This window comes from Paenibacillus sp. FSL H8-0315, assembly GCF_038005365.1.
In the GTDB taxonomy this organism is placed as follows: domain Bacteria; phylum Bacillota; class Bacilli; order Paenibacillales; family Paenibacillaceae; genus Paenibacillus_AQ; species Paenibacillus_AQ odorifer.
The window spans coordinates 1956269-1969172 of record NZ_JBBOTA010000001.1; the positions used below are offsets into that span (position 1 = coordinate 1956269).

General features: G+C 48.9%; 9 protein-coding genes and 1 pseudogene. 1 reads left to right on the top strand and 9 read right to left on the bottom strand.

Going from position 1 to position 12904, the window contains the following annotated elements:
* Nucleotides 1-325: 325 nt before the first annotated feature.
* The 6 genes from MHB56_RS08510 to hemC all read right to left on the bottom strand — a co-directional run bounded on the left by MHB56_RS08510 (nucleotide 326) and on the right by hemC (nucleotide 8740).
* Nucleotides 326-1693 carry a LysM peptidoglycan-binding domain-containing protein gene (locus MHB56_RS08510; RefSeq protein ID WP_341143468.1) on the bottom strand — a complete coding sequence of 456 codons (1368 nt, stop codon included), beginning with the start codon at nucleotides 1691-1693 and terminating at the stop codon, nucleotides 326-328.
* A gap of 331 nt (nucleotides 1694-2024) precedes the next feature.
* A complete protein-coding gene (locus MHB56_RS08515; protein WP_256715829.1) occupies nucleotides 2025-2960 on the bottom strand; it encodes an RluA family pseudouridine synthase in 936 nt (311 codons plus the stop codon).
* A complete protein-coding gene (hemL, locus tag MHB56_RS08520; protein WP_445667742.1) occupies nucleotides 2957-4258 on the bottom strand; it encodes a glutamate-1-semialdehyde 2,1-aminomutase in 1302 nt (433 codons plus the stop codon). The genes MHB56_RS08515 and hemL overlap by 4 nt, the downstream gene beginning before the upstream one ends.
* 82 nt (nucleotides 4259-4340) lie before the next feature.
* Nucleotides 4341-5339: a porphobilinogen synthase gene (hemB, locus tag MHB56_RS08525; protein WP_076129402.1), complete on the bottom strand. Its 999-nt coding sequence runs from the start codon at nucleotides 5337-5339 to the stop codon at nucleotides 4341-4343.
* Between the two features lie 894 nt (nucleotides 5340-6233).
* Entirely contained in the window at nucleotides 6234-7781 is a 1548-nt protein-coding gene (gene cobA, locus MHB56_RS08530) for a uroporphyrinogen-III C-methyltransferase (RefSeq protein WP_076219621.1), read from the bottom strand.
* A gap of 5 nt (nucleotides 7782-7786) precedes the next feature.
* Entirely contained in the window at nucleotides 7787-8740 is a 954-nt protein-coding gene (gene hemC / locus MHB56_RS08535; protein WP_076129403.1) for a hydroxymethylbilane synthase, read from the bottom strand.
* 210 nt (nucleotides 8741-8950) lie between these two features.
* Here hemC and MHB56_RS29835 point away from each other — a divergent pair.
* A pseudogene (locus MHB56_RS29835) lies at nucleotides 8951-9199 on the top strand (hypothetical protein); the annotation flags it as partial.
* Nucleotides 9200-9442: 243 nt separating this feature from the next.
* Here MHB56_RS29835 and MHB56_RS08540 read toward each other — a convergent pair.
* The 3 genes from MHB56_RS08540 to hemA are packed head-to-tail and all read right to left on the bottom strand — an operon-like array spanning nucleotide 9443 to nucleotide 12326.
* Nucleotides 9443-10090: a precorrin-2 dehydrogenase/sirohydrochlorin ferrochelatase family protein gene (locus MHB56_RS08540; RefSeq protein WP_341143469.1), complete on the bottom strand. Its 648-nt coding sequence runs from the start codon at nucleotides 10088-10090 to the stop codon at nucleotides 9443-9445.
* Nucleotides 10091-10095: 5 nt separating this feature from the next.
* Nucleotides 10096-10923, bottom strand: a complete 828-nt coding sequence (ccsA, locus tag MHB56_RS08545; RefSeq protein ID WP_076129405.1) for a cytochrome c biogenesis protein CcsA — start codon at nucleotides 10921-10923, stop codon at nucleotides 10096-10098.
* Nucleotides 10924-10928: 5 nt separating this feature from the next.
* On the bottom strand, nucleotides 10929-12326 hold the full coding sequence (gene hemA, locus MHB56_RS08550) for a glutamyl-tRNA reductase (RefSeq protein ID WP_341143470.1): 1398 nt from the start codon (nucleotides 12324-12326) through the stop codon (nucleotides 10929-10931).
* Nucleotides 12327-12904: the final 578 nt, after the last annotated feature.

Genomic DNA, 12904 nt, shown 5'->3' on the forward strand with positions numbered 1-12904 from the left:
AAATATGAAGATAAGCTCAGAAGGGCGACTCCGGGGCGACTTCGGGGGCTGTTTCCTACGGAATGTCACAGCACTTGCAATTCCGCTCTCTGAAGGGCTGACCGCCTACTCTTCCCGTTCCCAGTCTTTACTTAGATATTGCTTACTCCATAATACATTTTGAGCCCCCCCTAGTCAACCTGGATACGCCTTTGCAGCGGGACTTTAGGCTGAATTTCGACTTATTTCTTCTGAAGCATCCCTTCCAACAATGAAACAGCAAAAATCCCGATCCTAATACCTGATCGGGATTCACCTATTCATGTGTGTACGCATCACGATTCGATTACGGGATGTACAACACTTGACCTTCCTCTACACTCTGCCCGGATAAGCGATTATACATTACCAGCTCCCGCGCACTTAGCTGATACTTCTCTGCTATGGTATCCAGTGTTTCTTCACGCTGCACAATACACAGCCGAACTTTGCGGAACATGTTAGCTCCATCCGCGCTGGCAATGAATCTGCTCTTCCATTCCGTATTATTGCCAACCTCTGGAACGTCCACTGCTGCAGATGTGTTTCCTTCCGACTGCAGAGCTTCCTGCTCTTTACGGACACGACTGGAGCTTAGTAAAGAGGAGAAGGTGAGATGTTCTTTTTCCGGAATTTCTGCTTCTTTTTTACTGCCCAAGGCGATCTTAAGATCTTGTTTCTCCTCATGAGAAGCCACACTCTCTTTTGAAACAAAAACTTCGTTCGCATTCTCATTAATCGGCGCAGTATTCTCTTCTTGCTTAGGAAGCGCATTATTAGCCTCATTTTCAGAAGCGAATACAGGGATATCCTGAATTGCATCTGCACTAACGGCTAGGACAGCAGTCTCTCTAGGAATAAAATATTCCTCTGCCGACTGTTGGTTCTCTTCGCTCACATAGCTTGCTTGATTCAGCTGAGACACCTCAACCTCTTTGTTCTGGGCCTCGGCTTTAAACCAGTAATCGGATAAACCCGCTTTAGCATCCTCAACTTGGGACTCCAGACTATGTGTCCGTGCTTTAGCTCCCTTGTCCTTCTCCTGACCGGATGAGAAATTGACTACAGGGGACGTATGAGCGGCTCCACTTGAGACTAATGATTCTTCTGCTTCCTGTTCATTCGCTTCGGCATGCTCATGTTCTTCTACAGCAACCTGTGAGGCATCCTCACCAAAGGTCCACTGTGAATTTTCATAAAGTGCATCATTTTCCTGTTCTTGTAGCTCCGCAGTAGCTTCTACCCTGTCATCATTCACAGGAGAATAGGCGACTGTATACTCCTCTTGCTGCCAGGCTGGTTGAGGTTGAGGGTCCGCACCACCGATCCCCCGCAGCGATAATACGCCTGTTATATTCACAGTGCGCATCGTGAGCAGATCGATATCAAAATTCTCAATCTCTACCCCAATATCTTCAATCGAGCTGACGCGTGTAAGCGGAACAGTAATTTCCACGGGAATGGCATGCTCCAGACGTTGTGTTCGGTCATCTTCACTCCGGTAAAGCCCGGTAAGCAACAGCTGACCATATAACTCGGCCCGATCCTCCCGCTGAATCACCTGAATTTCCGGAAGTAGTTCAACCTCCTCCAGCTCAGCTATTCCCGGAAGCTCTTCCGAAAGGTGAATGCGTTCGTAAATATCAAACCGCAAGCCGTGGGACTGATCAAACACGGGATATGTCCTCCTTCTTGGCATAATCTAACCCTGAGACAGGCCCAGAGCATAAGCCCAAAATGTTACTCCCCACATGTATATGCTTCAAACAGAGAGGCATGACAACTTTGGTAGTACTAACCGGACAGGATGCTAATAAATTTCATGAATTTAAGAGCTCACCAAACCTTCAGCCTGCTGATAGATGCACTACTTCGTAAGAACAAAGTATTATATGCTGCTTTTATTAATAAGACATGGATAGATGTTTTTTTTCTGAAAAAATAGAAAAAGAACAGCAGAACCAGCTTTTGCTGATTCTACTGTTCCTTAGCCACTTACGTATCTGTCAGGGTGCTTCAGACAGCAGCTCTCGCAGCTGCAGCATATCCTCCGGCCACGGATCGCTGACTTCCAGCTGTTCTCCGCTCCAAGGATGGCGGAAGGACAATGCCTCGCCATGCAGGGCATGGCGGCCGGCAGCGCTGGAAGCCCAAACCGGACCGCCATATAGTTCATCCCCATACAAGGGATGACCCATATGGCTGAGATGAACGCGAATCTGATGCGTCCGTCCAGTCTCCAGCTGCACATGCACTAGGCTTCCGCCATGCAGTGCCTCGCGCTCGATGATTCGCGTCACGGCAGATTGTCCGCCGGGCGAGACCCGTCTGCGCGCAGCGTGATGCCGGTCGCGCCCAATCGGGGCATCGATCACCTTAAGCGCAGGCGGCACGATGCCTTCAACGATCGCGGCGTAGTGCCGCGAGATGCCTTTTTCACGCATATTCTCGTCCAGGACTAACTGTGCAAACTCATTTTTCGCATACATCACCGGACCCGTTGTATCTTTGTCCAAGCGGTGAATATGGCGCACAGCCACATTTTCGCCGGAAGTGATATAATGCGCAGCTACGAGGTGATCCAGAGTTACACCTGTTCCACTGCCATCGGGATGTACCGCCAGCCCAGCTGGTTTATGAGCTACCAGGCAAAAATCATCCTCATACAGCACCTCAAGCTCTTCCCATATCGGTTCAAGCCCCGCTTCACGATCGGGAAAAAGCGCCAGCCGAAGCCGGTCGCCTTTCCACTGAATGCCTCCCTCGCGGCGTAACCGCAGATGAAGTTTCTCCGGCATACCTACAGTTTCTAGCAGCCACTTGTCAATCATTGCCTGCGTATCCTCGGCTCCAGTAATGATTTTGCCGGGTGTTACCTCCAGCCACTCTCCACGCCGGGTCCAAGCGCCACCACCGGTTCTTTCTCCGGCTCCGATGCTCAAAGGGCCTTCAGGGCATTATAATGGCCCTCAATGGTATCATCAATATCTTGCTCACTATGTGCAGCCGATATGAACATCCCCTCAAACTGTGAAGGTGGCACACTGATGCCTTGGTTTACCATATGACCAAAATAACGACGGAAAAGATCCGTGTCACTGGACTTAGCCGTTTCAAAATTGATTACAGGTCCTTCAGTAAAGAATGGGCAAACCATTGATCCTACCCGGTTGATAGTGAGCGGAATGCCAGTCTCAATTGAATTCTTTTTCAAACCCGCTTCCAGACGTGCACCCAATTGTTCCAGACGATCATATACTTCCGGGGTCAACAGCTTGAGCGTAGTATATCCGGCTGCCATCGCTAAAGGATTACCACTAAGTGTGCCCGCCTGATAAATCGGTCCAGTAGGAGCGATTTGCTCCATGATCTCTCTTTTGCCGCCATAAGCACCCACTGGAAGTCCGCCGCCGATAACTTTGCCAAAACAAGTAATATCCGGAGTAATCCCGAACAAGCCTTGAGCACAGCCACGATTAACACGGAAGCCTGTCATAACCTCATCAAAAATAAGCAGCGAACCATTGTCAGAAGTTAATTTACGAAGCCCTTCCAGGAAGCCTGGAAGCGGTGGAACCACGCCCATGTTGCCGGCAATCGGCTCTACGATCACTGCGGCAATCTCATTGCCAAAACGTTCGAAAGCAATCTGAGTGGACTCCAAATCATTGTAAGGAACCGTAATGGTATTCATTGCAACGCCTTCTGGGACACCCGGGCTATCCGGCAAGCCCAATGTAGCTACACCAGAGCCAGCCTTAATAAGCAGACTATCCGCGTGACCGTGGTAGGAGCCTTCAAATTTCAAGATTTTGCTGCGTCCAGTGAAACCACGTGCCAAACGAATCGCGCTCATCGTAGCTTCCGTTCCAGAGTTAACCATGCGTACGATATCTACAGATGCCACTCGTTCAACAACGGTTTTTGCCATTTCCGTTTCCAGTAGCGTTGGAGCGCCAAAGCTTGTCCCTTTTACCGCTGTCTCCTGCAATGCCTTCACAACCTCAGGATGCGCATGACCCATAATCAGCGGACCCCATGAGAGCACATAGTCGATAAAGCTGTTGCCGTCGATATCAAAAATACGCGAACCTATCCCATGATCCACATAAATCGGAGTCAGACCTACGGATTTAAACGCCCGTACAGGGCTGTTCACCCCGCCGGGAATATATTGTTTTGCTTCATCAAAAGCCTTCCGGGACGCTTCCTCTTTACGCGCCATTGGCACATTACTCATGTATCTTCACTCCTATTCTCTTCTTGGTTACACAAGCTTGTACAAACATATATTAGCTGCCGCGATGTCGGTGTGATGAAGATTAGCCGCGCAGCCAGCGGGCTGCATCTTTTGCAAAATAAGTAATAATAATGTCCGCACCAGCACGTTTCATGCCCGTCAGCATTTCCAGCACAACGGCTTGCTCGTCGATCCAGCCTTGCAGTGCCGCTGCTTTTACCATGGAATATTCTCCACTCACATTATAAGCCACCAAAGGAAGATCAAACTGATCACGAATCGTACGAATCACATCTAGGTAAGCCAGAGCCGGCTTCACCATTAACATATCCGCGCCTTCCAGCACATCGGATTCTGCTTCACGGAGTGCTTCGCGCAGATTGGCAGGGTCCATTTGATATGTTTTGCGATTCCCGAACTGTGGTGCTGAATCCGCTGCTTCGCGGAAAGGGCCATAAAATGCCGAAGCATATTTGACCGAATACGACATAATCGGCACATGCTCAAAGCCGTTCTCATCAAGTCCCGCACGAATTGCGTGAACAAATCCATCCATCATGTTGGAAGGGGCGATAATATCTGCTCCAGCTTTTGCTTGGGATACCGCCGTACGAGTCAAAAGCTCCAGCGAGGCATCGTTGATAACATCGCCATGGACCACACCATTCACCGTATGCGTATGCACCATTCCACAATGTCCGTGATCCGTAAATTCACAAAGGCAGGTATCTGCAACGACCAACAGCTCTGGGTACCACTGCTTGATCAAGCGAGTAGCCTCTTGCACAATTCCATCCTCTGCAAAACCGGAAGAACCGATAGCATCCTTCGTCTCGGGAATCCCGAACAACAATACAGCCGGGATGCCTAGTGCGGCGATCTCGTCCACTTCTGCTTTTAACGTATCCAGCGAAAAATGATACACGCCCGGCATTGAGCTAATCTCATTCTTCACACCTGTTCCATAAGTCACAAAAATAGGCTGTACCATATCCAGCACATTCAGTATCGTCTCCCGCACCATGCCACGAATTCCAGCAGAACCGCGCAAACGGCGGTGACGTGTAATTGGAAAGCTCATTTGTTCATCCTCCTGAAAAATCAAATATAAAACCAAATTATGTGTCTGGCAGCAAACTACAACTAGCCACAGCCAAGTCTAAATTAGCCGCAACCAAACCGCCGACCACTGGCTAACTACGTATAGTTGTAGTTTGTGCAACTATCTCGATGTTTTGTCCTAATTGTAAGCTTTAGTTGCATTCTCTACAGTTATTTATTACAAAAGTGCGAAGATTCCTCATTTAGCGGATATTTAATTGCACATACTACAACTAAACTCGGCTTTAGCTGATATATAGGAAATTTAATTGTATAAAGTACAACTAAACCTAAACTTCAAGCAGATCTGCTCACATTAACCTACTGCATATTCTCTACATACCAGTTAGTTTACAACCAAATATTATCCTCCGAACTCCATAAGTAACTACGTTCGGAGTTCAATTTATATGTTACTTGAAGGTAGCGATGTGGCACTTTTGAGCGTAGATATAACGGCGAGTAAACCAACAAATGTTAGTTAGTAAAAGTAACCGCAAACTCATTAATAATTACCCACTCACGTGTAACCACGAACTATTTAGTAACTACGAACAAACTCTAAACTCACATGTAACCACGAACTATTTAATATCTACGAACTATTTAGTAACTACGAACTATTTAGTAACTATGAACAAACTCTAAACTCACATGTAACCCCAACTATTAGTAACTACGAACAAAACTCTAGCCTATAATCTAACTAAATATAAGCTGAGCGCTATATTTCTAAGCAGGCACTGCCTTTCTCCGTTGAACAGCTACTACTCTCCCCGCAGAGTAATCAGCTTCTACCTTCCCACCAGAAAGTAAGCTGCGTAAGCTAAGCACACCTGTAAACTATTGCTTCGTTCTATCCTCGATCCGAGCGCTACTGCAGCTGAGTCTCCGCATTCCAGCGGCAGAGCTCCTGCACCAAACCATCTATGGTTGCCTCTTCAGACAAGAGACCCGGTGTCAGTCCCGCGTCTACCGCAGTCTGCTCCGTTAACGGACCGATGCAGGCGATTTTCACATTTGCAAGCAGCGGGAGCGGATCTTCAAGCCCCAACCGTTTCAGGATGTGTAAGAAATTACGCACGGTTGACGAGCTGGTGAAGGTTACCGCGTGAACGCGACCTTCCTCTAGCAGCTTCAGCAGCTCGACGTCATCCTCACCCGTGACAACCGTCTCATAGGTATCCACGTCTGTCACCTGAAGGCCAAGCTCTCTCAGCTTGTCCGGCAGCCAGTCCCGCGCCAGATCGCCGCGCGGCAATAGCACGTTCTGCCCCGGCAGCAGCTGGGGACCGAACGTCTCAATCAGACCTTCCGCCTGAAACTTCGCCGGAAGTTCCTCAGCAATCACCCCGCGCTGCGCCAGCGCGGCGGCTGTGCCTGGCCCCACCGCTGCAATACGCGCGCGGTGTAGCCCGCGAATGTCCGCCCCCAGCTCCGCCAAGTGGCGCCAAAAAAACTCCACGCCGTTCGGGCTAGTGAAGAATACCCAGTCGTACGATTCCAGCGCGCCAAACGCCGCTGCAATCTTCGCCTTCTTCTCTGCCCCTTCCGGCATGATCGTCTCGATCACCGGGAACTCGTAGGGTTCCCCGCCGAGTTCTTCAATTCTATCCACCAGCTCGCTTGCTTGGCTGCGAGCCCGTGTCACCACGATGCGTTTGCCGAATAACGGCATCGCCTCGACCCACTTCAGCTGCTCACGCTGCAGCACCACGTCACCGACGACGATGACTGCCGGCGGCTGAAAATCCGCCGCCTTCACCTTCGCCTCAATGTCGGCGAGGGTTCCCGTCAGCGTCTCCTGATCCGCGCGGGTGCCCCAGCGCACAAGTGCCACTGGTGTTTCTGGCGGCCGCCCGTGCTTGATCAGCTGAGCGCTGATGTAACCTATTTTAGCTACGCCCATTAGAAACACTAACGTTCCCGTGGCGTTCGTTACTTTATCCCAATGAATGGAATGATCCAGTTTATCCGGACTTTCATGCCCGGTGATAATCGACAGGGAAGAGGCATGATCGCGGTGCGTAACAGGTATACCCGCATAGGCAGGTACACTGATCGCTGACGTGATGCCCGGTACGATTTCGTAATAGATCCCATTTTTGCGCAGCAGCTCCGCTTCTTCACCCACCCGGCCAAAAATCGTAGGGTCCCCACCCTTAAGCCGCACCACTGTTTTCCCCTGTAAAGCCAAATCAACTAACAATTGATTAATCTCTTCCTGCTTCATCGTGTGGCGATCCGGCAGCTTGCCTACATAAATCTTCTCCCCGCCGGGTTTCATGCATTTCAGCAATCTAGGACTTGCCAAGCGATCATACACCAACACGTCGCTTTTTTGGATACACTCGAGGCCTTTCACAGTAATCAGCTTTGCGTCCCCGGGACCTGCACCTACCAAATAAACCTTCCCCGTCAATCCACTCATCCCCTAACGTCTGACAGTATCTTCTCCGCTCCTCTTGCAATCAGCTTTTTAGCGACTTCTTCGCCGAGCTGTACCGGGTCAATCCCCGTGCAAGTTTCTTTCAAAATCGTTGAACCGTCCGGTGTTCCCACCATCCCCGTTAACGAGATTACTTTGTGCTCAGCGGTAGCAGCTTTGGCGGCTGTGTCAAGCACCGCATGAGCACCAATCGGCACTTGGCAGCCGCCATTCAGCACGCCAAGGAACGTGCGCTCCGCCGCTACCGTCAATGCCGTATCGGCATCGTTGTATAATGCCAGCAGCTTCCGCAGGTCAGCGTCATCTGCGCGGCATTCGATGCCGAGTGCGCCCTGCCCTACAGCGGGCAGGCAAACCTCCGGCGGCAGGTAGGCGCTCACGCGATCCTGCCAGCCCATGCGCGACAGCCCCGCCGCTGCCAGCAGGATTGCGTCGTATTCGCCGCTCTCCAGCTTGCGCAGCCGCGAGTCAATGTTGCCGCGCACAGGCTCAATGACCAGATCAGGCCGCAGCGCAGCGAGCTGGCTGGATCGGCGTAGGCTGCTTGTGCCTACGCGTGCACCCTGAGGCAGCTCGTCTAGCGAGACGCCTCCGTTAGAGATCAAAACATCACGCGGATCGACACGCTTCGGCACAGCACCATTGATCAACCCATCCGGTAACTCGGATGGCATATCCTTCATGCTGTGCACCGCCATGTCGATTTCTTTTTCCAGCATCGCTTGCTCGATTTCTTTCACGAACAACCCTTTGCCGCCTACCTTGGATAAAGTAACGTCAAGAATGCGGTCACCTTTGGTGACGATCTTTTTCACTTCAAAAGTAAAACCAAAACCATGCTCCTCGCTAAGTCGCTCCAGATCAGCAATCACATGTCCCGTTTGCGTCAACGCAAGCGCGCTTTGTCTACTCCCCACTATAACCTTACGCATTTGTCCATTCCTCCTGGTAACGTTCGCCTCTTACTCTTCACCGCAAAACCTTGCACTAGAAATCCAAACCCAAACTAACCAATTAACTACTCTCACTCTAAAAAAGGCATTATTGCCTTTGAATTCGCTACTTCGGATAATTCCCGCCGAATTTGAGGCATTTTTGCCTTTCATAAGCTCCTTCGGCGATTGTTGCTTATTTTAAGGGCATTGTTACCGTACATTCCGCCATCTCAGCTACTTAAGTCCAATTCAACAGCATTTATACCGTACATTCCACCCTCTAAGCTACTTCAACTCAATTCAACAGTATTTATACCGTACATTCCACCCTCTAAGCTACTCCATCCCAATTCAACGGGATTTATACCGTACATTCCGCCATCTCAGCTACTTAAGTCCAATTCAACGGGATTTATACCGTACATTCCGCCATCCAAGCTACTCCATCCCAATTCAACAGTATTTATACCGTACATTCCGCCATCTCAGCTACTTCAACCCAATTCAACGGGATTTATACCGTACATTCCGCCATCCAAGCTACTTAAGCTCAATTCAACAGTATTTTTACCGTACATTCCGCCATCCCAGCCACTACGAGCCAACTCAGCCATTCATTATAGTTACTCAAAACCGCTCATCCACTTCATATCTTAATCTAACCCAATTTTCTAATCTTTACAGTGTCCACGCGCACTTTTACTCCACCCGTTGCTCAGCAATCCAAGCGTCCATATCCTCCGGGCTCCACGCTATGAAGGTACCCTTACTCATCTCGTTCAACACATCCAGCGTGCCAAGCTTCCGCAAAAGCCTTCCACGAACTTCAGCAGAAGGTTCTTTTTCCTTAATCCGGGTACGCATGGCATGCACAAAATCCAAATATGGCTCATACGCCGCATCCAGCGCTTTTTCAAGCACATTTTTGATCTTCGTTGCCTCAAGCGGGCCAGCACCCGAAGTAGATACAGCTACCGTCAAACGTCCCCTCCGAACCACTCCGGGCGTGATAAAGTTTCCCGCTTCGGCATGGCTGGCCACATTCACATGAATTCCAAGCCGTCTAGACTCCCGCGCAACCTCTTCATTAACCGCCCTATCGTTAGTGGCTGCATATACGAGAAAGGCCCCACGGAGATCTCCGGGAGCATAAGTACGGTCCATCCAGATCAGAAGACCTTTTTCAGCTAGAGAATCAAGCGGATCTGTCAAAGAAGGACTAATCACCTTAACCGCCGCTCCAGCTTCCAACAGCCCGCTCACCTTACGTTCAGCCACGACACCACCGCCAATAACCACACAGTGCTGCCCTTCACAATCCAGCATTATGGGTAAATAACGCGTCATGCCCTTCACTCCCCGCTCCAACCGTGAAAATCAGACCAAGAATTCAACAGAAAATTTAAGATAATAAAAGCATATCCTAAAATCGCCCAGCGAGCCATACTTACTCCACTTTTCCGCCCGGACTTCTTAAAGATAATATAAAATATGTAAATCCCAAGACCGATAAGAGTCGTTAATACTTTTAAATCCTTCAATAAAAGCGTCCGTCCCTCAGAAACTATAGATAAACCCGCCACCACCAGCGATATTCCCAGCAAAGGAGTGCCCACCAAAATAGCGGTATAAGAGTATTTATCTGTAGTCTCCAGGTTCGGCAAACGACGGATCCGGTCGCTCCATTTCTTGCTTTTGAGTCTGGTGTGCAGGAACAAGTACAATATTGCAAAAACCGTCCCTAACGTCAGTGCTGCAAAACTCAAATTTGCCAAAATCACATGCATCGTCAGCCAGCCATACACCGCACTCCAAGTCTCGAGCGTATGCCCACCCGCCGTCAGCCAGACCCGATTAAGCAGAAAAACACTAAACCCGGCCATACTGAGCAGCAAAATCGTAAACTCGCCACCACGTGTAAACGCCACCGCAAGCGAAGTCAGCACAATACTAAACGCAAACCAAAACAAGAAATCATAAGGTGTAAAAATAGGCAGGCCTTTCTCCTGAGAGAAACGAATTCCAAGCCCTGCAACTTGCAAAAGACCCACAACAACAAGAAGCCCCGTGCCTAACCGCTTCCCACCCGGACTCCTTTTAAGGCAATCCGAGAAAACAAACAGCAGGCTCAGGGCATAGACCAGCAGAGCGGCGTCATATATTCCGTTCAGCAGTTGCATATTATTCACCCACCCAGCAAGCCTGCCGGAGCAAGCGCCGTTTTAGGCACAGAGAAATCAGCGCTGCCAGCCGTACGTTCTCCAGAACTAGACTGCTTAACCGGGGCAATGTCTCCATCATCTGAATCGGATTTGAGCTGTTCCTGCAACGCAAAGATTTTGGAAAAATAATCAAGAGCTTCATTCCCCTGCTTACCACCGGACAGCTCTTTAATTACATTGATCGGATCATGCATCATCTGGTTCACGATACTTTTAGTCAGGCGGCGGATTACTTTCCGCTGATGCTCGTCCAGCTCGGGCAGCTTGTTGAACAGACTCTCCATCGTTTCTTCATGAATCGTATTCGATTTATCCTGGAGCGCCCGGATCACCGGTCTTACCCCAAGCGTCTTGAGCCACAGCTGGAACTCATCCATTTCCTCGCTGATCATCACTTCAATCTTCGCAGCTTCACTTCGGCGCATTTCCAGATTGTTCTCCACAATGCCCTCCAGATCGTCAATATCATACAAAAAAACATCCGGCACATTTGCCGCCGCAGGATCAATATCACGTGGTACAGCAATATCAATCATAAAAAGCGGCCGCGAAGGGCGGCGTTTCATAGCATGCGCTACCTTATCAGCCGTAAGCACATACCCGTCTGCTCCTGTCGAGCTGATCACGATATCTACTTCATTTAGAGTTGTTAACGCATCTTCAATCGTGCTCGGCTTACCCGAGAACTTCGCCGCCAATTCAATCGCACGCGACAGCGTACGGTTAGCGACAATCACTTCTGCCGCACCACTACTGTATAGATGCTTCACGGTAAGCTCGCTCATTTTGCCGGCGCCGAGAATCAGCACTTTTTTCCCAGTGAACATGCCAAAAATCCGCTTGCCCAGCTCCACAGCCGCATAACTGACCGATACTGCGCTCTCGCCGATTGACGTTTCACTATGTGCTCTTTTGCCGAGCGTCACCGCTTGCTTGAACAACCGATTGAACCAAGTTCCAGTTACACCCTCAGCCTGAGCTGTGAGAAAAGAACTCCGCACCTGTCCCAGGATCTGCGTCTCCCCAATCACCATGGAATCCAGGCCGCAAGTCACGCGGAACAAATGCGCAATCGCCTGTTCGTCTTCATAAATATACATATGCTGAGCAAATTGCTCACTTTTCACACTAAACCATTGCTCCATAAAGCCGCGGATGAAATAACCAGCCATATGAAGGCGGTCCATCACCACATAAATTTCCGTACGGTTGCAGGTAGCTACTAAGACCCCTTCTAGCACACCCTTCGTCTTCATCAGTTGATGGAGCGCTGCCGGAAGATCACTTTCCGCAAAAGCAAACTGTTCCCGAACCTCCACGGGAGCCGTACGATAATTCAGGCCAACGACGACGATGTGCATCGATAGTTCACCATCCTAGTCTCTATAAGTTGCTGAAATCCAATTATATAAATTAATATCTTACATACCGTTCACTTTCACAACATCTCAAAACACTGTGTTAAGTATATCACACGAAAATAAGACTTTTTACAGATTTTTTGAACGCTTTATGAAATCCAGATAATAATTATTATAAATAAAAAACCGTAGGTTCGCTACGGTTAGGATGAGTTATTTTTAGCTAATTTATAAGGTTGTGATAGCAAAAAGGAAACATTAGGGCCTACTAGTTCTTAAAATTGTCAAAAATTCCGTTCTCAAAAAAAAAAATAAGTCACTGCTCAGTGACTTAAAACTTCTCAGCCAAAAGAGATAGACCTCGGAAGTTATATAGTAGACTCTACTCTTTTCAGAAGTCGCCGATGCTTAGACCAAACTTTAACCCAAACACGATTTTCATCATCCAGATAAAAACGAATATTCACTAATTTTAAAGGCGTCCATATTTCTTTAAAATAGTAATTAGGCATTTGGCGTCTCTCCCACGAGAATAATATTGATATAGTTATAAGTATAAAACTATTAAACAATATTGT

Excerpts from the sequence above, each read along its gene's own strand:
- ccsA (WP_076129405.1), bottom strand. The coding sequence starts at position 10,923 with ATGCAACTGCTGAACGGAATATATGACGCCGCTCTGCTGGTCTATGCC.
- hemA (WP_341143470.1), bottom strand. The coding sequence starts at position 12,326 with ATGCACATCGTCGTCGTTGGCCTGAATTATCGTACGGCTCCCGTGGAG.
- MHB56_RS08540 (WP_341143469.1), bottom strand. The coding sequence starts at position 10,090 with ATGACGCGTTATTTACCCATAATGCTGGATTGTGAAGGGCAGCACTGT.
- hemC (WP_076129403.1), bottom strand. The coding sequence starts at position 8,740 with ATGCGTAAGGTTATAGTGGGGAGTAGACAAAGCGCGCTTGCGTTGACG.
- hemL (WP_445667742.1), bottom strand. The coding sequence starts at position 4,258 with ATGAGTAATGTGCCAATGGCGCGTAAAGAGGAAGCGTCCCGGAAGGCT.
- hemB (WP_076129402.1), bottom strand. The coding sequence starts at position 5,339 with ATGAGCTTTCCAATTACACGTCACCGCCGTTTGCGCGGTTCTGCTGGA.